The organism is Vibrio sp. 10N.247.310.24 (genome assembly GCF_041467175.1).
GTDB lineage: Bacteria > Pseudomonadota > Gammaproteobacteria > Enterobacterales > Vibrionaceae > Vibrio > Vibrio tasmaniensis_A.
In genome coordinates this window covers 1-23,023 of sequence record NZ_JBFSUD010000012.1, presented here as the reverse complement: position 1 = coordinate 23,023, position 23,023 = coordinate 1, and the positions used below count along the sequence as shown (strand labels likewise).

The window sequence follows — 23,023 nt, the reverse complement described above, 5'->3', positions numbered from 1 at the left end:
AAAAAACATTTCAGGTGAGAAATACGCCCACAAACACACAAACAAATAAAATCAGTAACTTAGGTTTATTTTAAGACGATTTCATCGATTTAAAGTGACTTAGTCGCACACCACGTGTGAGAGATCTCGCACAAACTGGGTATCAGAAACGGAAATTGGACTTCTGACAGGATAATTACACAGTCAAAGCTAGAAAAAGCGTACGCTCACCCCCATGTATTTGTCATGATATTAAATAAGAGATTCATCGGATGAGCCAAGCTATCTGTCGACTGATTGCTGAAGAACTGAATGTTCGTTCAGAGCAAGTCACCGCCGCAGTAAACCTAATTGACGACGGTAATACCGTTCCCTTTATTGCCCGCTACCGTAAAGAAGTCACGGGTGGCTTAGACGATACCCAACTACGTAACCTTGACAGTCGCCTTTCATACCTTCGCGAACTAGACGATCGTCGCCAAACGATCCTGAAATCGATTCAAGACCAAGGCAAACTCACGCCAGAACTGGAGCGTGATATCACTCAAGCCGACAGCAAGACGCGCCTTGAAGATTTATACCTGCCATACAAACCAAAGCGTCGTACCAAAGGTCAAATCGCAATCGAAGCAGGCTTAGAGCCACTTGCCGATACACTTTGGAATGAACCACAGCACGATCCTGAAACCGAAGCCGCTAACTTCATCAGCAGCGATAAAGGCATTGCTGATACTAAAGCCGCACTCGATGGGGCACGTGCAATCGTGATGGAGCGTATTGCAGAAGACGCAAACCTACTTGAAAAAATTCGCCAACATCTAACGCGTAACTCAGAACTCGTTTCACGTGTCGTGGCAGGGAAAGAGCAAGCAGGCGAGAAATTCAAAGACTATTTCGAACACAACGAAACACTCAACAAAGTGCCTTCTCACCGTGCGCTTGCTATGTTGCGAGGCCGAAATGAAGGCTTCCTAACGCTGGCAATGAATGCAGACCCTGAACAAGAAGAAGGTGTACGCGGTTCATACTGCGAAAGCATCATCTCTGATCACTACGGTATTACCCTAAGCAGCGCTCCTGCGGATGCATGGCGTAAACAAGTGATTAGCTGGGCATGGCGTATCAAGGTTTCTATGCACATGGAAACTGAGCTGATGGGCGCGATGAAAGAACGCGGTGAAATCGAAGCGATTGAAGTGTTCGCAACCAACCTTAAAGACTTGTTGATGGCGGCGCCTGCTGGCCCTCGAGCAACTTTGGGCTTAGATCCGGGTTTACGTACTGGTTCGAAAATCGCCGTGGTGGATTCAACCGGTAAGGTTCTAGCAACAGAAACCATTTACCCTCACCCACCACAGAAGCAATACGACAAATCTGCACACGTGGTTGAGCAGATGGTTCGCCAGTTCAATGTTGATTTGATTGCGATTGGTAATGGTACCGCTTCACGCGAAACAGACAGCTTTGTTGCTGATGTGATTAAGCGTGGCAACCTAACAGCACAGAAAATCATTGTCAGCGAAGCCGGCGCATCGGTTTACTCTGCTTCTGAGCTAGCGGCAAAAGAATTCCCGAACATGGATGTCTCGATTCGTGGTGCGGTGTCTATTGCGCGTCGTCTACAAGACCCACTAGCAGAGCTTGTGAAGATTGACCCTAAATCGATCGGTGTGGGCCAATACCAACACGATGTGAGCCAAACCATGCTTGCTAAGCGCCTAGATGCGATTGTCGAAGACTGTGTAAACGCCGTTGGTGTTGATGTGAATACCGCTTCTGCCGCGCTTCTGACTCGTGTCGCTGGTCTTTCTAGCACCATCGCTCAAAACATCGTCGACTTCCGTGATGAGAATGGTCGTTTCGAAGCGCGTACTACCTTGAAAAAAGTCGCTCGTTTAGGGCCAAAAGCCTTTGAACAATGTGCTGGCTTCCTACGTATCATGGATGGTAAGAACCCGCTAGACGCATCATCGGTTCACCCAGAAGCTTACCCATTGGTGAAAACCATCGCCGAGAAAAACCACAAAGACATCAAATCTCTGGTAGGTAACACAGACTTCTTACGTGGCTTACATGCGGTTGATTACACTAATGAGAATTTTGGTGTACCGACAGTAACCGACATCATCAAAGAGCTGGATAAACCGGGGCGAGATCCTCGTCCTGAGTTCAAGACGGCAACGTTCGCCGATGGCGTAAATAGCATGTCTGACTTAGAACCCGGTATGATCTTAGAAGGCGTGGTTTCAAACGTGGCTAACTTCGGTGCGTTCGTAGATATTGGTGTTCACCAAGACGGCTTGGTACACATTTCAGCACTGACCGATCGCTTTGTCTCTGACCCACGAGAAGTGGTGAAAGCGGGTGATATCGTGAAAGTGAAGGTCATGGAAGTGGATGTTCAGCGTAAACGTATTGCACTAAGCATGCGCATGAAAGATGAGCCTGGACAAGATAACCGCGCACAACGTTCAAGTGCACCTCGCACACAAAACCGCCCGAACCAAAACTCACAAGGTGGACAACGCCGTCGTGAGGAACCACAACAAAACGCGGCGATGGGTGGTGCATTCGCTGCTGCTTTTGCAAAAGCGAAAAAGTAATCCGTTAACTCGTCTGCAAAACAGATATGCTTAAAACAGAAAACCTGCATCCCTTAGGGGTATGCAGGTTTTTTTATTATGTGTTCAAAAAAGACATCGAAGCTTAGCTGTATTCTGCGTGTTCTAAACACAACACGATCATGCTACAAAACAACCAGCATTCCTGATGGAGCATGAGGCGCAACAGCATGACCATAATGATATTTTATGACCTTACGTCGCTTCTCCATCTGTCCCTCTTGAATCGCCGCATCTAAAACATGCTTTGGCAGGCGGAAACGCATGGTATAGCCCTTTCCTTGATCAGCACTGTATGTTCTCAGTGCCAATAAGCTGAACAACCTATCAAAAGGATCTTGTGGCTCTTCTTGGCTAATCGAATTGGCCTCTGACTCGTTCTCCATTTCATAACCTGGATGGTCTGAAGGATCCCAAGCCGACTGCTGCCTTCGCTTATCGTCCGGTTTTACCTTTCGCTCTGCATTGGTTTTCGCCAATGCTACGGCGGGAGCGACAGGTTCTCGAACTCTATTATCACGCGCAACTTGCTCTGTTTGCACATTAACGGATGGGGCGATCAGTGGCACACTCACTGCAGTTGCAGGTGACACAATCATCGCGAACTCCTCAAGAATCGCCCATCGTTATTGCTATAACGCTGTTGCACTGTGAGTCAGCACAACAGGCATAGCCCAACTTACCGCAATCAGCTCAGGAGAGAGTTAGGTCTGAGTATCATGCTGTGCATTGGTGTTATACCAATCGTAGTAAATAACTGCTCATCCTAGCTTGTTAAAATGCTCGATAACGGCGTTAGAACTTTTGATTGTAGAATAACTACTTATCAAAACTACTTGTCAAAAAAAAGCAGCCTTGTTCTCAAGCCTTTTTCCTACGCTATTTTTGAACACTTACAGTGATTGGTATTAGGTTATATATCGACCAATCCGGCAATAAATTTAGTGATTATTTTTGCGCGAAGCTAACTAGTTCACTGCAAAAGGCATCGGCTTCTGTCATAAACGGCGCATGTGAAGACTGCGTGAATATATATTGCTCGGTATGAGGCAGCGCTCTACCCAGATCTTTTGCTACCTTGATTGGCACCAATCCATCCAGTCGCCCGTATAAACGCAGCATAGGCACTGAAATCTCCGGCAGTTGTTCACGCAAGTCAACATCAGACAGCATCTTTAAGCCGGCCAATAAAGAATCAGGATTCGGAAGCGGACGAGACAGTACCGCTTGCTTGAGTTGTTTTACATCTTGCCTTGCAGAAGGGCTGCCCATGGCTTGCAGTGCCATAAAGCGTTCGATAGTGGTTTGGAAATCTTTAACCAGCTGTTCGGTAAATGCGCTTAATACGTTTGGCTGAATACCTCGCCATAACACGGGTTCTTTTGCAGCGGCGAATTTAGGAGAACTGGCAACAGTCACCAATTTGCTTACGTAATCTGAGTGATGCAAAGCCATGTGTGTTGCGACCAAGCCACCCAGTGACCAACCGACCCAAATAGCCTGCTTTGGAGCTTCGGCCAACAATTGCTGAGCTATCTCTTCAAGATCTTGAGCGTGGCAATGAGAACTGTGTCCATAGCCAGGAAGGTCAACAACATGCACTCGAAAATCAGCTTCTAACGCATCAACGGTTTGTTGCCATACCGCACCGTTCATTCCCCAGCCGTGAACCAACACTAAATCAGGCCCTTGCCCAGAAACATGCCAATATAACGTGTCACTCATTCTCGATATTCCCTACTTTTTCCATCAGCGATAATCCGCGCTTTTCAGTATTGTGAGTAAAAGGAACACCATAACCCAAAAGCATCACGAGCTATGTTATCCGATTGGCTACAAAAACACACACCACGTCTGGTCACACCTCAATGCGACCTGTGTAAGCTAGATAAGTCGCACAGCGATACTCACCCTAGATGGTGTAATTATTGTCTCAAACTCTTTGATCCAGTTCCTCGCTGCCAACGATGTGGTTTAAAAACGCTGCTCACAGTAGAGCAGTGCGGGCAATGTTTATCACAGCCTCCACCTTGGCATCGTCTCTATTGTGTTGGGGACTACACCTTTCCAACAGCACGTTACATTCAGCAAATGAAGTACGCCGATAAGTTTTGGTTTGCACGCGATCTGTCAAAGCTATTAGCTTCACGTATCGAACATCCTGCTTCGATGATCACCAGTGTCCCTCTGCATTGGCGTCGATATATTCATCGTGGCTTTAATCAAAGTCAGCTGCTCGCTAATTACACAGCTCAAGAACTTGGCGTTAAAGATGAGGTGCTGTTCCGTCGAATTCGCTCAACAGCTTCTCAGCAAGGGCTAACTAAATCCGCGCGATTACACAATCTAAAGAGTGCTTTTACGCTTAGAAAACAAGACTTTCATGGAAATATCCCCTCTCACGTCGCGATAATTGATGATGTTGTAACCACCGGCAGTACTGTGTATCAATTATGCCAATTACTACTTGAAGTAGGTGTGAAAAGGATTGATATTTACTGCATCTGCCGCACTCCTGAGCCCTCTGGATAGAAGCTGTGAATCGCTACTTGTACAGCAATCCAACAAAAAAGGGCTGAATTACAAATCTGACAGGAGTAGAATGGCGCTAATAACCTACAAATCTACTCAGGTATTCTTCGTGTCAAATATTACTATTACAGAAACAGCTCAAACTCACTTTGCCAATCTGCTGTCACAGCAGCCTGAAGGTACAAACATTCGTGTGTTCGTGGTAAACCCAGGCACACAAAACGCTGAGTGTGGTGTTTCTTACTGCCCAACAGATGCTATCGAAGCGTCTGACACTAAGCTTTCTTTCGACGCTTTCTCTGCTTACGTTGATGAGCTAAGCCTACCATTCCTAGACGAAGCTGAGATTGACTTCGTAACTGACAAAATGGGCTCTCAACTCACGCTAAAAGCGCCAAACGCTAAAATGCGTAAAGTATCAGACGACGCAACTCTGATAGAGCGTGTTGAGTATGCAATCCAAACACAAGTGAACCCACAGCTTGCTGGCCACGGCGGTCACGTTAGCCTAGTAGAGATCACTGAAGAAGGCGCAGCTATCGTTGCATTCGGCGGCGGTTGTAACGGTTGTTCTATGGTTGACGTAACGCTTAAAGAAGGCATCGAGAAAGAACTTCTTCAACAATTCGAAGGTGAATTGACGGCCGTTCGTGATGCAACTGAACACGATCGCGGTGAGCACTCTTACTACTAATCATTTTACGACTAGGTACCTCATGGTTAGCTACTTCACGACCAAGTACCTTACAACTAAGTGCTCCTACGACTAAGCACTCATGCAGTCTTAGCCGGTAGAAAGTTAAAGATTCAATCGAAAGGTTGATGCGCAAGCATCAACCTTTTTTTGTGTTTAAAACAGCAAAGCACTTTCGAACCGTCTATTTCTCGTTCAATGCCCATAATGACGGGCGCGTTACCATTTGGAGTAAGGTATTCAAGTGATCGCAATCGGTTCCTGATCCAATAATTCCAGGATATGAAAACTCGGATCTAGGAACTCAACTCTATTTCCCCTATATTAGAATGACTTTATAAGAAAGAATTCCAATGAGCTAAGGAGCGAGCGCAATGACAAAAAGGACCAAGCCAGAAATTTTGGCTCAACAAACTGTCGCTCAATCAAAACTATTCTCTATCGAGTCCCTCGATTTACGCTTTTCCAACGGTGTAGAGCGTACCTACGAACGCATGAAGCCCAGCGGCCGCAACGCAGTAATGATGGTTCCGATTACTGAACAAGGCGATATTCTGTTAGTGCGTGAATACGCAGCAGGCACAGAGCGCTATGAACTCGGCTTCCCAAAAGGGCTAATTGATCCAGGTGAGCAGCCCAATCAAGCCGCCGTTCGTGAACTAAAAGAAGAGATTGGCTTTGGTGCCAACAAGCTTACTCCTCTAAAAGAAGTGATCCTTGCACCCTCTTATTTCTCTAGCAAAATGACGCTGTTTATCGCAGAAGAACTCTACCCTGAGAAACTAGAAGGTGACGAACCAGAGCCACTAGACATTGTGCGCTGGCCACTTGCTCAAGCCGAAGAACTGTTAACACACCTCGACTTCTGTGAGGCTCGCAGTATTACAGCCCTACTATTAGCCCTTCGTGTATTGTATTAAACAATAATTAGAACATTCAGGCTCGCTCGAAGAGTAAGAGAATATTTATGCCAATAACAAAAGATTTGTCTCACCTCCTACCCTCTATCATTGAGATTGCTCGCTCTGCAGGCCAACTCATCTTAGAGATCTACGAGAAAAAAGATTACGAAGAGTTTACCAAGAGTGATGATACGCCCGTCACTAGTGCTGATCTCGCCGCTCATAAACTGATCTCGAAAAAACTTAGCGAACTGACACCTGATATTCCGGTGTTATCGGAAGAAGCCGCTGATATCAGCCTAGAGCAACGTTCTCAATGGGATCGCTACTGGTTGGTTGACCCGCTGGACGGAACACAGGAATTCATCGCACGAAGTGGCGACTTTGCAACAATCATCGCCCTAATTGAGCATAACAAACCAGTAATGGGCGTCGTGTACGCGCCTGTGTCAGGTGTGAGCTATTACGCTTACAGTGGCAAAGGCGCTTGGAAGATCCCAGACCTCAATGACAGTGTAAAAATCAAAACGCATCGTCACGAGCTACCAAACCAATCGATCGCGATGGCAATCAGCCGTCGCCAAGACATCAATCGAATCACTAACCGTATGAGCTCTGCTTGGAACTACGACTTAGTTCCTCTTGGCTCTGCTGCGCTTAAGGCATGTTTAGTCGCAGAAGGTGCTGTGGACTGTTATCTACGTATTGGACCAACCGGAGAGTGGGATACCGCAGCAACCCAGTGCATTGTTGAAGAAGCTGGCGGACGAATCTTAAGTACCCAGTTAGAGCCGCTTTCGTACAATGAAAGAGAGACACTTGAGAACCCGAACTTCATTGTGCTTGGTGATGCTGACTTACCGTGGGCAGAAATCTTACAAGGTAAAGACTAGGCTTACTTGCTCTCTTTAACCGTCAGGTATCCTCTAGATTCTCAGAAAAAATAAAACGGGCACCTCACTGAGGTGCCCGTTTTATTTATATTTCATCGTTTAGTAACCCTTAGCTATTTAGCTAAAAACGGCCTTGATAAGTAAATTGGTACTTACCTTGGCTGTCAGGGTTGCCCAACCACTTAAGCTGACTCTGCATCGCAGGTGGGAATTCAGCGCCCGGCTTAAACCATGCGGCCGAGGTGTAGCTTTGATTTGGCGTTACGCTCGCAGAAAACTCACTATCAACTTGAGCACTCTTCTGATTACCTTTCGCTGAAACAGTGCTGTTTTCACAACTGATGTCAGCAATCACAGGGCCAAAATCTAACGAGCCAACCGGAGAATCAACCGCAGCGCCCGACCAAGCAAGCGTACCTTCACCCGATTGGCACCAAGGTTGAGCATGAACCGCATGTTTGATCGTCAGTTCAACTTGTCCTGCAATAGACACTGGCACAGGGATAGCAGGCGCATACTTCACCACGTTACTAGCTGGCATTGATGCCACTAAGTTTTCCGCGTAAGCACCACTCATGCTATACCCGATAAGCCCTTTACCAGATAAGTTCATGTCGCTGTTACGTCCAAAGCGAACCGCAAGTTCTACTTTGGCTTGGAATAGCTTAAAGAACTGGAAGTCCCACTGCACTGAGCCGTAATTGACACGCTGCCACGCAATATTGTTAGCGCGACCTTGCCAAACCGTACCCTCAACACCTTCAATGCTTAAACCACGTACAACGGGCGCATGCTTGAGAACAAAAGAAGCCGGCAAGTGCAGCAACAAACTTACCGAGAAAAAAACGATAAAGATGCTGCTAAATAACAAACCATACTTAAAAGATAAGCCGCGTTTCACATTAACCTCATTTAAACTGTAGTCGGTTGACGTCAATAACCCCAAGGCTATCAGAGCGATCAATATCCATAAACTCAACCTCAACACCCTGCTTTTCTTTCAGGTATGTCAGCCAATCAACAAATTGATTAAATGGCAAAGGTTTAATCCACACTTGCAGCATCTCGCCACGTGGTTGCACTCGTATCAATTCAATCTTGAAGCGACGCATAGATGCGGGCACGGATTGATTCAGAGGCTGACTAGCACTAATGCCACCATTGCCTCTTAGTTCAACCACCTCATTGGCTTTATTGGTAACCCAAGCCAGTAGTTGCTTTTCACTTTGAATGCGACTCTGTGCCAGTTCAGCTCGCTGACTGAGGGGCTGTATTAGCCCCCAATAAATGATACCTACTACCAATAAAATTGAGCAACCAACGACTAATCGTTGCTCTCTTTGACTTATTGAAGTCCACCACGCTTGGAGTGGTTCAATTATATTTCTCATCACTGATCTCCTTGCGCAGTTACTGACGGGGTTTAAGGGTAAAACTGCCAAATACGGCATCGCCATTACGGTTCAATGGCCCTTGTTCAACGGAAAACTTCTCTTCAAGTTTTACTTTAGCCGTCTCAAAATGTTGAAAATCAGCGCTTTTAGCTTGTAATCGAACTTCAGAACGATTGCCATCATAGCGAATGCTTTCGACTTCGATCGATTTCACTTGTCCTAACGTTTCTGGCAGCAATGCTAACCAACCAAGTAAGGAGTCACCATCGCCTGAGCCACCGTATTTCTTAGCTTCATCATTCATCTGACGCTTAAGGTAGCTTACTGTAGGAATTCGTTGTTTGCCTGGCAGAACGGCTCTAAAGATACGCTCACTCTCCATGCGATAGGCTTGTGCCTGTGCTTCGTATTGCTGCACCTTCAACACTTGTTGAGTCACAATCACGGCCACCAGCAAGCAAGCAGCAATCGCCACCTTCTGCCATACACGCCAATATTTACTGAAAGAAGATTTGGTTTTAAAGGTGCCAGTCAGTAAATTTACGCCGCTTGTGATCGCTTGTTGGCTCAATAAGGACATCACCAATTCCGCAGGCTTTGCTTGCCATTCCATGCCGCTTTGCTGCTGTACATCATCGCTCGGCATTGTGGTGTAGCTGAAGATAGTCGTAGGTTGTTCTTCGTCGTCAGCTACAACCCAATCACTTTGCAAAAACATCGGTAACCATGCTTCGCTGATCGATACCGCTTGATAATGACCTTGACGTAATAGCCAATGCTGGTCGATTTGCAATGCACTGATGCCTTGATCTTCAACAGGCACGGCTAGTGTATCTGGTAGCACCTTACGGAAAATAATATTGGCTTTGCGAAACTGGTCTAAAGCTTGTTTTAACCACTCGCGATCTACACCACACACAGTAGCGTGCGTTGCATCTTTATCTAAAATGGTTAGATGTAAGTCTTCGATATCTTGTGCCACTTCGTCTTCTAACAAAAATGGCAGCATAGAGTCGAACTGGCGAGCAGCACCTTTCGGAATTTCAACACGCTTAATTAAGCACTCATTTCCCGGCAATAAAGCGATACAGCTACGCTTTTCAGCGTAAGGCGTTAACTCATCAAGCTGATCCCAGCTAGACAGCTCACCACTTGCTATCACTTCTTGTTGGCTTGTCGACCAAACCAACCACTGCACTGGGCTTTGTGGCTCGCTACTCAGTCGAACGGTCAGAAACTCGCTCACGGATTCCTCCAAAACGACGGCGTACTACCGTCACTGTTTCTCTATTACTACTATAGAAAAGCGTTCGTATACGTACACGAGACTGCTCAACTAATACCTCTGCATCTAGCTCAAAATAGGCGCTATCTACAGTTAAATATGCTTTCGCTTGTTTGCTGACTTCTGCACTCACACCAACAATAGCAGGCTCAGCCATAAACGCATCCACCGAATCCCAGCCATCAAATGGGCGCTTGTCTATCAGCTGTTTGGCGTCCGATTCACTTAGACCGGGTGCAAACATTGCTTCCAGTAAAGATGCCTGCTTTTCCGAGATGGTATTCACGTTTAATCGGAAATCATCAGTGGGCAAAGCGCAAATAAATGGATGTACCTTTTCCATTGCCTCACCAGAGACCTGATAAACGGCTCGCAGCTCCGATTCATCTGCTATTAAGCCATTCGCCGCCAAATAAGCTGGCTTCATCGCCTCATAAGTGCTGTCTTCTACACCCGTAGAAGAGGAGGCTCGAGTATCAGAGTCCAGAAATTCCCAACTTGAATTTGCGATAACCTCAGCCTGATAAGGCTCCACATCTTGGTTTTCCAGTAAGGTTTGCCAAACCTTCACTAAATAAGGGGTTTGGTTACTTGATGTCGTCGTAATCCCAGCGAGCGCATTAAGATTGAAACAAGCCTGCGCATCAACGATACGCCCTTTAACTTGGCCATAATCCAATGGGTATACCTGCTCTTCTAACGCCCATGGCTGGCTTAAGTTCACCGTATCACTATCTTTATAACTTTGCCTAATACCGTCTTGGACAAGCTCTTCTACACCAATGCTATACCAGTAAGCCTGTTGGTAATTCAGTTGATTGCCAACGCGCTTGAATTGCGTAAACAGACGCTCCGACATACTGCCAGCTATGGTTGCCATGATCGCCAAAAGCATCAGAATAATGATCAGCGCGACACCACGCTGCTTACGCCCCACAGCAGATCTTGTCAGTGCAGGCTTATTAGTTTGATGAATCATTATTCCCCTCATTACTGCCTGAAGAGTCACTATTTGCAGAATCATCGACCTGATCTAAGGCGCCACTTGGTGTGAGATAAACACGTTCTATCTCACCGTAATCTTTCAGTGTCAGCTTAAGTCTCACCGCTTTAGGCAGTGATTTATCGGTTTGCCACTCTTTGCCCCAGCGGCTTCCGTCATAAAACTCGAACTCCAGGTTCTCAACATCATCAAGCAGAGGAGTAATCACACCTTGTTGGCCGGCAGGTGTATCGGGGTAACGCCACCATACACGCTCAAGCGTTTCCTCTTTTATGCGGTAGCCTACTTTGGTGACTTCTCCGCGAGGGAACTGCTGCTGTGGATTGTGCCAACCAAGGCGAGTAAACATAATGCCAACACTGTCGGAATCCAGTAAATACTCTTTCATTAGGATCAGCTTAGATGATGCTTCTTCACCATTGGTACGAAATTGTCGTACCGCCATCTGGCGAAAATCATTATCTAAAATGACTAAACTGCGTTGCAGTTGATTTAAACGAGCACTGCGCTCAATAGAGAGTTCATTGCTTCGTTGGACCTGATTTACTACCTGATAAGCCGCCATGCTTAACGTGGAAAAGATGGCAATCGAGACCAAAACTTCGATTAAAGTAAAGCCTCTCCCTTTTGAAGATAGACCTTGTTTACGAGGCTCTCGCTTATTGGCGGACATGCTCTCGCTTGGCGACTTGCTCTTAGCTAACGACACGCTTTTAATTGACCACATAACTGCGCACCGTGACCACTGGAGACGCTTTCTTACTGGTTGCTGCACTCACATCAAACGCCTTTAATAAATTATCGCTGGTATCGATGGGAGTCACCTTCCAGAACCACTCTCTTCCCGCTAACTCTTGCGTGCCCTGCGCTTTTTTAAGCTTCTCAGGATGCAGCATGACTAAGGCCATCTGGTTATCAACAACCATCGCCGCGAAGGTTTTTTCTTCTAAATAACTGAGGGTATTAATGTGTTGGGTGACAGCACGAATCACACTGATCGCCGCCGTAGCGAAGATAGCGAGCGCAACTAATACTTCAAGCAGAGTCATTCCTCGAGAACCAAAAGGCATACCACGAGAACGATAAGGAGAACGGTTATTCCTCTTCATCTTCTTCTCCCGGCTCTAGCAGTCGAATCACACCATTATCCAACACCCGAATACGCCAACCATCTTGTATGGTGTCTCCGGTATTTGGATAAAACGATAATACAAATGGCGTCATTTCAGCACTCGACAAGATGTATATCTGAGGTGGCTTGGGCTTTTTTTCCTCTTCAAGATCCGCAAACATATCTTCATCAAACAAGCTTCCGGGATTGAACAAACGATCATCGTCTTCCCATGCGCCACCACCTAAAGTCAGTGACAACGCGAGTTCTTCCGGTAATTCAGTTGAAGAGGGGATTTTTTCAAATTCGACGTCTTGCCAACCTTCTGACTTAAGCGCCATCAGAACGTAAGTCGATTTCTTTTCATCGACACGAACGCCAAAATCCAAGCCACTCAAAATAGCCTCTTCATTGAGTAATTGAACTCGTTGATAGAAGCTTTGAGCGTATTTTTTAGCGACATCTTTGCTATTGGTCGGAATAGTCGCGATCACCGCGACCGCCGTTAGTGACAGTAATATCAACACCAAAAGAATCTCAATCAAGGTGAAACCTGGCTGTGTTTGCTTAGTTTTCACCTTGTAGACTCCATCTGTATACGTCTTACCATCAATAACGTATCAACTAACACGAACTGTTCAATCAACAGGAACTTATCAAGCGACAATAAACCGAAGCTTATTGGAAATCTTGCATGTTCCAGTTACCGATATCCGCAGCGATACCTTCACCACCTTCTTGGCCGTCAGCACCAAGCGTAAAGATATCGATAGTACCGTTATCACCTGGGCTTAGGTATTGGTACTCATTGCCCCATGGGTCGTTAGGCAGACGCTTAATGTAGCCACCGTCACGGTAGTTACGAGGCTCTGGACTGCTTGGCTTAGAAACCAATCCATCAAGGCCTTGATCCGTTGTTGGGTAAACACTGTTATCCAGTTTGTACATATCTAGCGCGTTCTCTAGCGCCACGATATCCGTGATGGCTTTCTGTTGATCCGCCTTCTCTTTGTTACCCAAAAGGTTAGGAACAACAAAGCTAGCTAAAACACCAAGAATAACCACCACAACCATCACTTCCAATAGAGTAAAGCCTGACTGTTTTTTCATTTTATTTTTCATTATTTTCTCCAAATTACAGATAGCGAGTTGAAGGTAATAATGCCCTTCTTCTCGATAATCCAAAAACTAACGTCTGATGAGCAATACGTTATCCACTCATTAAATTGTTCATTTCAAGCATCGGCATCAGTGTCGCCATCACGATAAATAGCACCAAACCGGCCATCAACGCGATAAGCGCTGGGGTGAAAATGCCTAACGCGATATTGACCGTCGACTCAAAGCTTTGGTCTTGGTTGTCTGCCGCTCTTGTCAGCATCTGTTCCAACTGACCACTCTGCTCACCACTGGCAATCATATGCAGCATCATCGGTGGAAAGAGTTTGGTTTGATCCAACGCTTTACGTAGGCTTGCGCCTTCTCTAACACTGTCTGAAGCCTGTAATACTTGTTGTTTCACATGTTGATTCGACATCACATCAACCGCGACCTTCATCCCTTCAAGGATTGGAATCGCACTCGAGGTACAAATTGAGAGTGTTCGTGCAAAACGAGAGGTATTGATCCCTTTCGCAATCTTGCCGATCAGCGGAATACTTAATAGTTTGCGATCCCAGTTCATGCGAACACCCGGCTTTTTTAGCGCGGTCTTAATCAACACAATCACACCAATGATCAACAACAGTAATTGGATGCCCCAATTCTGGATAAATTCACTCGATGCCAATAAAAATTGTGTCGACTGAGGAAGCTCTTGGCCCATTTGGATAATAGGCTCGACGATCTTAGGTACCACGGTTGCCAACAGGAACGAAACAATCGTCACCGCAAACACCACCAGCACCACAGGGTAGATCATCGCTTGTAGCAGCTTAGAGCGCATCTTCTGACGATTTTCTGCGTAATCGGCCAGTCGCTCCAATACCGCATCTAAGTGACCAGACTTCTCACCCGCCGCAACCATGGCCCTAAACAGTTCATCGAAGATGTATGGATAATCAGACAAGCTATCCGCTAGCGAGTAACCTTCTGTCACTTTAGATCGGACTGCCAGTAACATAGTTCGAATACGTGGCTTTTCAGACTGCTCAGCGACCGCTTTCAAGCACTCTTCTAGCGGCATGCCTGATTGAACGAGCGTGGATATTTGACGAGTAATCAACGCAAGATCTGGCGTACTGATACCACGCTTAAAGCTGGTCGAAGGCTGAGTACCTTTCGCATTTTTCGCCTTAGCTTCGGTCATCTCAACCGGCATTAAACCTTGTTCTTTTAAACGTTGGCGAGCCTGACGAGCATTATCCGCTTCAATCGAGCCCTTTTTGCTCTTACCTTTGGCATCCAGCGCTTTGTATTCAAATGCCGCCATACTAGACTTCCTTAGTCACTCGCATCACTTCTTCTAAGGACGTTACCCCTTTCAGAACTTTGCTCAAGCCATCATCTCGAATACTTGGGGTTGTGCCACGAATCGCTTTCTCAATTGCCTGTTCTCCAGCTTCACTGTGAATCAGCTCTTGTACCGAATCGTCAATCATCAGTAGCTCATGAATACCGGTACGACCTCGATAACCTTTATGGCCACACTCTTCACAACCTTTTGCATGGTAAAGTGTGAGGCTCTCTTTCTTCTTCATACCAAACAGCTTTTTCTGTTCTTTATCGGCTTCGTAAGGTTCTTTACAGTCGTTACACAGAGTACGAACCAAGCGCTGAGCCAAAACACCCAGCAGAGAAGAAGAGATCAAGAAAGGTTCAATGCCCATATCACGCAGACGCGTGATCGCACCGATTGCCGTATTGGTGTGAAGAGTCGACATGACCAAGTGACCCGTCAAAGAGGCTTGAACAGCGATCTCAGCAGTCTCTAAATCACGGATCTCACCAATCATTACCACATCGGGATCTTGACGAAGAATCGCACGTAAGCCGCGCGCAAAGGTCATATCAACCTTAGGGTTTACCTGTGTTTGACCAATACCATCAATATCAAATTCGATTGGGTCTTCAACGGTAAGGATGTTGCGTTCGTTACTGTTGAGTTCTTGCAGGCCAGCGTACAAGGTCGTTGATTTACCCGAACCCGTAGGACCGGTAACCAAGATAATACCGTGTGGGCGCTGAATAAGTTTACGGAAGTTCTCGTGGTTCTCTGCCGTCATACCCAAACTGTGTAGATCTAGGCGAGTGGCGTTTTTATCCAACAGACGCATTACCACACGTTCACCGTGTGAAGAAGGCATGGTAGATACACGCACATCAACCGCTCGGCCACCGATACGTAGAGAAATACGACCGTCTTGTGGCACGCGTTTTTCCGCAATATCCAGCTTAGCCATAACCTTGACACGCGAAACCAACAGCGGAGCCAACTTACGGCTCGGCGCTAACACATCGCGCAGCACACCATCAATACGGAAACGGATCGACAGTGACTTTTCGAAGGTTTCGATATGAATATCCGAAGCGCCTTCTTTAATCGCCTCACCCAACATCGCATTAATTAACTTGATGATCGGTGCGTCGTCTTCTGATTCAAGCAAGTCTTCGTCTTGTGGCAACTCTTCCGCTAACGAGAAAAAGTCGTCATTGTCGGCACCGATATCTTCCATTAACTGTCGAGCTTCCGACGAGTCACGCTGATACGCGTCCGTCAGTTTTTTATCAAATTCGTCTGCGCTGATCGCTTGTGGCGTGAAGCCATTTTTCACAACACGGCTCACTTCAATGATCGCCGCCGATTTCAGAGGTTCAACATAATAAAGTACTGGCGCGCGCTCCGGGTGCTGATATTCCAACACCATCTTGTAGCGATTCGCAAAGCTAAACGGCAAGCGCTGATAAGTACGTGCCGCCCCTACCAATTCAGCCATTATTCTGCTTCCATTTGATCGATGAAGGCTTGGATTTCAGCAGGATGATTCATGCTATCGCCAAACTTAGGAAGTACTGGAATATTATCGTTATCCATCAGTTTCAAGCCTTGCTCTGCCTTGTACAGTTGCTCAGCACGGATAAAGTTGTATTTGCGTTGTGTGATACCATCTGCAGTCATACCATCCCGAATAATGGTTGGCTTGATAAATACCATTAGGTTCTTTTTCTCAACCTGAGTACTGGTTGATTTGAACAGGTGTCCAAGAACAGGAATATCACCCAAGAATGGGACCTTAGACTCACTCTCCAGTGCACGCTCGTCAATCAAGCCCCCCAACACCAGCATTTGACCATCTTGAACAATCACTGACGTATTTAGCTGACGCTTAGCAAAACGAACATCTACGGCCCCGTTTGCCCCTAATACGTTCGATACTTCTTGTTCTATTTGCAGTTGAACCGAGTCACCTTCATTGATTTGTGGCACCACTTTAAGCTTGATGCCCACTTCTTTACGTTCAACCGTTTGGAATGGGTTGTCGTTACTTGAACCCGCTGTCGAACCGGTTAAAACAGGAACCTCTTCACCAACGATAAACGACGCTTCGCCGTTATCCATCACCGTAATACTTGGAGAAGACAGAATGTTTGAGTTTGAATCGGTTGCTACCGCACTGATCAAGGCAGTCCAGTCACCCATGACCACGCTCATAGCTGCACCATTAACACCAGACAGTGCAGAAGCCAAGGTTGAATAGTCACCCTTTTTTGTCGTGGTTTCATTACGTTGGAACTTATTATCCTTATTGTAAATAGCTTTAGTTGTTGTCGAGTCTTTTGCTTCTTCTAGACCTACCATCACACCGCCAATCGATGCACCGGTATTGCTGTACTGAATCATGGCACCCGTTTCTAGGTTGCCCCACTGCACACCTAGGTTAACGCCGTCACCTTCTGCCATTTCAACAATTAAGGCTTCAATCAAAACTTGAGCACGACGGATATCGAGTTGAGCGATCACGTCTTGCAGCGCGTTCATGATGTCTGGCTGTGCGGTAATCACCAACGAATTAGTATCACTATGAGCGGAAATCATCACTTGGTTTCGCTGCGATGAACTGCCTTTAGTTGATGTTTGTTTCTCTGATTGCAGATTGTCAGACACGCCTTTCAGCACATCGACTAAGTCTTCCGCTTTTGCGTATTTAAGGTAGATAACTTGGTTGTTACCCTTAGTCGCCATTTCCACATCAAGCTGTTCAATCAACTTTCTTAAACGACTGCGTACTTTAGGGTCGCCTGAGATAAGAATTGCATTGGTACGCTCATCGGCAACTAATTTAGGCTGTAGGAAGGCAGGGGTGTTTTTAGCATCTGTGGTTTTGCTTAACGCATCAACAATACGTACCATTTCTGCCGCAGAGGCATTCTTTAGCTCAACGACTTCAATCTCTTTATCACCCGCTTGGTCAACACGCTTGATGATTTCAGCTAAACGGTTTACTACCGCCGCTCGGCCTGTAATAAGGATGATGTTGGCTGGGTCGTAGTGCACAACGTTACCCGCGCCTGCATTGTCGTTTAGTTGACGAAGCAGAGGAGAAAGTTCACGCACCGAGACATTACGAACCGTCACAACACGTGTCACCACGTTGTCGCCTTTGATCGTATCACTGTCTCCAACGACTGGAATTGCCGATGTTTTCGAATCCTTGGCCTTGATGATCTTAAGAACACCCGAGTCCATTTCGACAACCGCGTAGCCATACACTTCCAATACGTTTAGGAAGAAGCTGTAATATTGCTCTTCATTGAGTACGTCGTAGCTGCGTACATCGATTTTTCCGCGCACCGAAGGGTCAACGATGATCGTCTTCTCTAGGTTACGACCAACAATATTAATAAACTCTTGAATATCAGTGCCTTTAAAGCTGGCACTAAAATCACTCGCGATGGCTGCGGGTGTGCAGATTAAGCTTCCTGCCAATAACCATGCACTTTTCTTAAACCAATGCTTCACGTACTTCTCCTACACTTTCGTCCTTCGTTAGACGCAAAGTTTTAAAATTCAATAAACACTTCATGTTGTTGACCATCTCTCTCGACGACGAGGTTTAGCTCTGTCAGCTCTGAGATAGAACGGAATATGTTGCCCATAGCAGCAGGGTCTGTCAGGTCTTGTCCATTTAACTGAGTGGCAATATCTCCGTTTTGGAGCCCAACAGAGTTAAAAAGTTCTGAATCTTTGCCAGGGCTCACACGATAACCAATCACTTTATCGTCGCGTTTCACCTGAGACAGTCGAACATATTGGAAGATTTGTTGCGGATCTTTCATTATCTTCGCTTTAATTTCATCTAGCTTTTGCTCTGCTGAAGCAGGGTTATTACCACGAACCGAAGAAGAAGTGCGAGGTGGCGCAGGGGCTGAGACAGCTAAACGCTTGTACTCAATACCTTCAAGCATCAAGGTTTCGTCTCGACCTGAGTTATCAATGATAACGCGATCGATTAATACCGCTTTTAACTTGGCTCGAGTGCCTTCAATCTCTTCATTAATTCCGTAGGTCGCTTGCGTGCCGCGATTGGCGATCACCGCTAAGCTCAGTTTTGGATTCGAGCTCGCTACTGCACCCACTAAAACGAGATTTAATCGCGTCTTAGGCGCATCTTGGATAACTTGCTGTTCAACCACTGCGGGCGTGCTTGGGTTGTAAGCACCAAACATGTTGCTCTGCTGCAAAGAAGAGATATCAAGGGTCGATTGAGGTGCTGAAGATGATGAAGCGGTTGCTGCCCAAGGCGCGACAGTTTGCTCAGCAGGTTCGATAAACCATGCAAGCTGTCCTAAAATCCATGCGGAAGCTGCAATCAATACACAACAGATCGCTAAGCTTAGTTTCTGCTGAAGTACAAATCCATTCTCTAATAAGCGGCTCAACATAGGAGAATTCCCTACGCGATTTTTGAGCTCTAAAAAGTTCACTTTCCTAGTCCCTTTTCATGACGACAAACGCTGCAAATCATTAAACTTTCAGCTTTTTTATTCATTCGTTCGATACCAAGCTTATTTAAGCAATAAGATCCTGAACTATATCATAGCAAATCGATAAATCGGCATAACATGGCTATTTTGTATTATGACTTGAAAAAAATGCTAACCGCCTCCACTTTAAGCTTCTACTTAATGTGATAAGCATCATCAAAAACATGTTGCGCACTGTTCATTACAGTTAAACCGCATTCATTTCTCACTTAATAAGGCACAGCCCTATATGAAAACTGCTAATGAAGCTGTCAGACTCGATAAATGGTTGTGGGCAGCTCGTTTTTACAAAACCCGGTCTATTGCTCGCAACATGGTCGATGGTGGCAAAGTCCACTATAATGGTCAGCGCAGCAAGCCAAGTAAAATTGTCGAACTTGGAGCAGTGATTACCCTGCGCCAAGGTAATGAAGAAAAGACGGTGACAATCGAGAAAATCTCGGCCCATCGTGGTGGAGCTCCTATAGCTCAAACCCTCTATGAAGAAACCACCGAGAGCTTGGCAAAGAGAGAAGAGTTTGCAACACAACGTAAACTGAACGCTCATAGCCCAGCACCAGAACGTCGCCCAGATAAAAAGCAACGTCGTGACATCATCAAGTTCAAGACTCAATAAGCTAGAAGGAATAGCCAAATGGCCAACCCAATGTCTACAAGTAATGTTTTAAATCGCTACCTATTTGAAGACCTATCAGTTCGTGGTGAATTGGTACAGATGGACGAAGCGTACCAACAGATTATTTCTAGCAAGGAATACCCAGCGCCAGTACAAAAGCTGTTGGGTGAGCTACTGGTTTCAACGACGCTACTAACAGCGACTCTAAAGTTTGAAGGCTCTATCACGATGCAACTGCAAGGTGATGGCCCTGTATCTCTCGCTGTTATTAATGGCGATAACGATCAGAAGATCCGTGGCGTTGCTCGCTTTGATGGTGACATTGCCGACGACGCTGGCCTGCACGATCTAATAGGTAAAGGTCACCTAGTGATCACTATCGATCCTAAGAAAGGTGAGCGTTACCAAGGTATCGTTGGTCTTGAAGGTGACACTTTAGCTGAAGTCCTTGAAGGTTACTTCGCAAACTCTGAACAGCTAAAGACACGTCTATGGTTGCGCACGGGCGAGCATGAAGGTAAAGCACACGCTGCGGGTATGTTGCTACAAGTGATGCCAGACGGCACCGGTACGCCAGACGACTTCGAGCACCTAGAGCAGCTAACTGACACAGTTAAAAATGAAGAGCTATTCACTCTAGAAGCAAACGAACTGCTTTACCGTTTGTACAACCAAGAGAAAGTACAACTGTTCACACCACAACCGGTTGAATTCTTCTGTGGTTGTTCACGTGACCGAAGCGGTGCCGCTATCATTACTGTCGCTCAAGAAGAGATCTACGACATTCTTAGCACGGAAGGTAGCGTTGCTCTACACTGCGATTACTGTGGCACAAACTACTCGTTCGACAAGAATGATGTTGACGCTCTGTATGCAGAAGCAGCAGATAAAGGCAGCAATACGGTTCATTAATTTACGGCGTACCAAAAACACGTAATTTACCCCAAAAAGGTCAGCACAACGCTGGCCTTTTTTGTGATCAAAATATCGCAAACTCCGTAACATCTCGTAATAAAATCACCTCTTAATTTTAATCAATTAATAATGTTCTCTCCTCTAGCGCAAAGGTTTGCGTACAGGATAGACTAGTCAGGCCAATATGTGATGAGGCGCTTAAAACCCCATGGTTAATATGGATATTTTTTGAGCTATATCCCTGTTTCCCCCGAGCCTCGTTGCTAGCATGGTGAGCAGATAACAATAAAAAATTAATACAAAATCCCTACAAAATATCCTACAAGGAGCACCTATGACCGTTATGGAACATACTAAGGCTGCACAAATTGATCTAACTAAGCACGGACTGACTGGCGTTACTGAAGTTCTTCGTAACCCTAGCTACGAGCAGTTATTCGTTGAAGAGACACTGCCAGGTTTGGAAGGCTACGAAAAAGGCGTAGTAACGGAACTAGGCTCTGTTGCGGTTGACACTGGTATCTTTACTGGCCGCTCACCAAAAGATAAGTACATTGTTAAAGATGACACCACGCGCGATACCATGTGGTGGTCAGATCAAGGCAAAAACGACAACAAACCGATTACAACTGAAGTATGGGATGAGCTTAAAGAGCTTGTGACAACTCAGCTATCTGGCAAGCGCCTGTTTGTCATCGACGGTTACTGTGGTGCTAACCCTGATACGCGCTTAAGTGTACGTATTATTACTGAAGTAGCGTGGCAAGCGCACTTCGTTAAGAACATGTTCATTCGTCCAACAGACGAAGAGCTAGCAACGTTCGAACCTGATTTCGTGGTAATGAACGGTGCTAAAACAACTAACCCTAACTGGGAAAAGCAGGGGCTAAACTCTGAAAACTTCGTTGCTTTCAACCTAACAGAGCGCGTTCAAATCATCGGTGGTACTTGGTACGGCGGTGAAATGAAGAAAGGCATGTTCGCAATGATGAACTACTTACTTCCTCTGCAAGGCATTGCTTCAATGCACTGTAGTGCTAACGTCGGTGAAGAAGGCGATGTAGCGATTTTCTTCGGCCTATCAGGTACCGGTAAAACAACCCTATCAACCGATCCTAAGCGTGAGCTAATCGGTGATGATGAGCACGGTTGGGATGACGATGGTATCTTCAACTTCGAAGGTGGTTGTTACGCCAAGACCATTCGCCTATCTAAAGAAGCAGAACCTGAAATCTACAATGCTATCCGTCGCGATGCGCTACTAGAAAACGTAACGGTTCGTGGCGATGGTTCTATCGATTTTGATGACGGCTCAAAAACCGAGAACACTCGTGTTTCTTACCCGATTCACCATATCGACAACATCGTTAAGCCAGTATCAAAAGCCGGTCACGCTCAAAAGGTTATCTTCCTGACTGCTGATGCATTTGGTGTGTTACCACCTGTTTCTAAACTGACTCCAGAGCAAACGAAGTACCACTTCCTATCTGGCTTCACTGCGAAACTAGCAGGTACAGAGCGTGGTATTACTGAACCAACACCAACGTTCTCTGCGGCATTTGGTGCAGCATTCCTAACTCTTCACCCAACTCAGTACGCTGAAGTACTTGTGAAGCGTATGGAAGCGGCTGGCGCTGAAGCTTACCTAGTGAACACCGGTTGGAATGGCACAGGCAAACGTATCTCAATCCAAGATACTCGTGGCATCATCGACGCTATCCTAGATGGCTCAATCGACAACGCTGAGACTAAGGTTATCCCTATGTTTAACCTAGAAGTACCACTAGCGTTGCACGATGTTGACCCAGCGATTCTTGATCCACGTGACACGTACACTGACCCACTACAGTGGGAAAGCAAAGCGAAAGATCTAGCAGAGCGTTTCATCAACAACTTTGATAAGTACACAGACAACGCTGAAGGTAAGTCACTGGTTGCGGCTGGCCCTCAACTGGACTAACCCAACATCTGCTCGGGCCAAGCCAAAAGCGAACGCCCAATTTAAAGTGATATTTTTGTAGCAAGCCCCTCTTTTGAGGTAACACTGATCATTTAAGCATTTTCCTGATCAGTTGAACGATCCTACAGATGGTT

22 protein-coding genes are annotated in these 23,023 nt (G+C 46.0%); 8 read left to right on the top strand and 14 right to left on the bottom strand.

What is annotated here, in order from left to right; all coding sequences use genetic code 11:
* The first annotated feature begins 251 nt into the window (after nt 1-251).
* The gene (locus tag AB6E08_RS05775; protein WP_012603018.1) at nt 252-2,582 is read left to right on the top strand and encodes a Tex family protein; all 2,331 of its coding nucleotides are present in this window, start codon (nt 252-254) and stop codon (nt 2,580-2,582) included.
* Between the two features lie 143 nt (nt 2,583-2,725).
* Here the strand turns inward: AB6E08_RS05775 and AB6E08_RS05770 are convergent, their stop codons facing one another.
* Together AB6E08_RS05770 and bioH are read right to left on the bottom strand one after the other, a co-directional pair.
* Nucleotides 2,726-3,199: a hypothetical protein gene (locus tag AB6E08_RS05770; RefSeq protein ID WP_004735616.1), complete on the bottom strand. Its 474-nt coding sequence runs from the start codon at nt 3,197-3,199 to the stop codon at nt 2,726-2,728.
* A 349-nt stretch (nt 3,200-3,548) separates the two neighbouring features.
* Entirely contained in the window at nt 3,549-4,325 is a 777-nt protein-coding gene (bioH, locus tag AB6E08_RS05765; RefSeq protein ID WP_017099269.1) for a pimeloyl-ACP methyl ester esterase BioH, read from the bottom strand.
* A 93-nt stretch (nt 4,326-4,418) separates the two neighbouring features.
* Here bioH and AB6E08_RS05760 point away from each other — a divergent pair, with 93 nt between their 5' ends.
* The 4 genes from AB6E08_RS05760 to cysQ all read left to right on the top strand — a co-directional run bounded on the left by AB6E08_RS05760 (nt 4,419) and on the right by cysQ (nt 7,621).
* Nucleotides 4,419-5,132 carry a ComF family protein gene (locus AB6E08_RS05760; protein WP_012603014.1) on the top strand — a complete coding sequence of 238 codons (714 nt, stop codon included), beginning with the start codon at nt 4,419-4,421 and terminating at the stop codon, nt 5,130-5,132.
* 109 nt (nt 5,133-5,241) lie between these two features.
* Nucleotides 5,242-5,826: a Fe-S biogenesis protein NfuA gene (gene nfuA, locus AB6E08_RS05755; protein ID WP_004735612.1), complete on the top strand. Its 585-nt coding sequence runs from the start codon at nt 5,242-5,244 to the stop codon at nt 5,824-5,826.
* Between the two features lie 374 nt (nt 5,827-6,200).
* Entirely contained in the window at nt 6,201-6,746 is a 546-nt protein-coding gene (gene nudE / locus AB6E08_RS05750) for an ADP compounds hydrolase NudE (protein WP_372064011.1), read from the top strand.
* Between the two features lie 47 nt (nt 6,747-6,793).
* Nucleotides 6,794-7,621, top strand: a complete 828-nt coding sequence (gene cysQ, locus AB6E08_RS05745; protein ID WP_372064009.1) for a 3'(2'),5'-bisphosphate nucleotidase CysQ — start codon at nt 6,794-6,796, stop codon at nt 7,619-7,621.
* 121 nt (nt 7,622-7,742) lie between these two features.
* On the opposite strand, the gene AB6E08_RS05740 is transcribed toward cysQ, so the two are convergent.
* The 12 genes from AB6E08_RS05740 to gspC form a co-directional block, all read right to left on the bottom strand.
* Nucleotides 7,743-8,522, bottom strand: coding sequence for a type II secretion system protein N (locus AB6E08_RS05740; protein WP_371707166.1), 780 nt, complete (start codon nt 8,520-8,522; stop codon nt 7,743-7,745).
* Between the two features lie 7 nt (nt 8,523-8,529).
* Nucleotides 8,530-9,012 carry a type II secretion system protein M gene (locus AB6E08_RS05735; protein ID WP_009848017.1) on the bottom strand — a complete coding sequence of 161 codons (483 nt, stop codon included), beginning with the start codon at nt 9,010-9,012 and terminating at the stop codon, nt 8,530-8,532.
* A gap of 19 nt (nt 9,013-9,031) precedes the next feature.
* On the bottom strand, nt 9,032-10,261 hold the full coding sequence (gene gspL / locus AB6E08_RS05730; protein ID WP_372049461.1) for a type II secretion system protein GspL: 1,230 nt from the start codon (nt 10,259-10,261) through the stop codon (nt 9,032-9,034).
* The gene (gene gspK, locus AB6E08_RS05725) at nt 10,230-11,279 is read right to left on the bottom strand and encodes a type II secretion system minor pseudopilin GspK (protein WP_372064006.1); all 1,050 of its coding nucleotides are present in this window, start codon (nt 11,277-11,279) and stop codon (nt 10,230-10,232) included. The genes gspL and gspK overlap by 32 nt, the downstream gene beginning before the upstream one ends.
* A complete protein-coding gene (gene gspJ / locus AB6E08_RS05720; protein ID WP_371727236.1) occupies nt 11,263-12,030 on the bottom strand; it encodes a type II secretion system minor pseudopilin GspJ in 768 nt (255 codons plus the stop codon). Before gspJ ends, gspK begins: the two co-directional genes overlap by 17 nt.
* A complete protein-coding gene (gene gspI, locus AB6E08_RS05715) occupies nt 12,017-12,412 on the bottom strand; it encodes a type II secretion system minor pseudopilin GspI (RefSeq protein ID WP_017099560.1) in 396 nt (131 codons plus the stop codon). The genes gspJ and gspI overlap by 14 nt, the downstream gene beginning before the upstream one ends.
* Nucleotides 12,399-12,992, bottom strand: a complete 594-nt coding sequence (gene gspH / locus AB6E08_RS05710; RefSeq protein ID WP_372064004.1) for a type II secretion system minor pseudopilin GspH — start codon at nt 12,990-12,992, stop codon at nt 12,399-12,401. The genes gspI and gspH overlap by 14 nt, the downstream gene beginning before the upstream one ends.
* A gap of 100 nt (nt 12,993-13,092) precedes the next feature.
* A complete protein-coding gene (gene gspG, locus AB6E08_RS05705) occupies nt 13,093-13,536 on the bottom strand; it encodes a type II secretion system major pseudopilin GspG (RefSeq protein WP_009848023.1) in 444 nt (147 codons plus the stop codon).
* Nucleotides 13,537-13,624: 88 nt separating this feature from the next.
* Nucleotides 13,625-14,845 (bottom strand): type II secretion system inner membrane protein GspF, encoded by a 1,221-nt coding sequence (gene gspF / locus AB6E08_RS05700; RefSeq protein WP_371707170.1) that lies wholly within the window; start codon nt 14,843-14,845, stop codon nt 13,625-13,627.
* A gap of 1 nt (nt 14,846) precedes the next feature.
* Nucleotides 14,847-16,349: a type II secretion system ATPase GspE gene (gene gspE / locus AB6E08_RS05695; RefSeq protein WP_009848025.1), complete on the bottom strand. Its 1,503-nt coding sequence runs from the start codon at nt 16,347-16,349 to the stop codon at nt 14,847-14,849.
* The gene (gene gspD / locus AB6E08_RS05690) at nt 16,349-18,373 is read right to left on the bottom strand and encodes a type II secretion system secretin GspD (protein WP_371707171.1); all 2,025 of its coding nucleotides are present in this window, start codon (nt 18,371-18,373) and stop codon (nt 16,349-16,351) included. Before gspD ends, gspE begins: the two co-directional genes overlap by 1 nt.
* Before the next feature lie 41 nt (nt 18,374-18,414).
* Entirely contained in the window at nt 18,415-19,296 is an 882-nt protein-coding gene (gene gspC / locus AB6E08_RS05685; RefSeq protein WP_371707172.1) for a type II secretion system protein GspC, read from the bottom strand.
* A gap of 331 nt (nt 19,297-19,627) precedes the next feature.
* Between gspC and hslR the strand changes: the two genes are divergently transcribed.
* From hslR to pckA, 3 genes are all read left to right on the top strand, one after another.
* A complete protein-coding gene (hslR, locus tag AB6E08_RS05680) occupies nt 19,628-20,014 on the top strand; it encodes a ribosome-associated heat shock protein Hsp15 (protein ID WP_371707173.1) in 387 nt (128 codons plus the stop codon).
* 18 nt (nt 20,015-20,032) lie between these two features.
* Nucleotides 20,033-20,926: an Hsp33 family molecular chaperone HslO gene (hslO, locus tag AB6E08_RS05675; RefSeq protein WP_009848029.1), complete on the top strand. Its 894-nt coding sequence runs from the start codon at nt 20,033-20,035 to the stop codon at nt 20,924-20,926.
* Between the two features lie 337 nt (nt 20,927-21,263).
* Nucleotides 21,264-22,889, top strand: coding sequence for a phosphoenolpyruvate carboxykinase (ATP) (pckA, locus tag AB6E08_RS05670; protein ID WP_102384234.1), 1,626 nt, complete (start codon nt 21,264-21,266; stop codon nt 22,887-22,889).
* Nucleotides 22,890-23,023 lie beyond the last annotated feature (134 nt).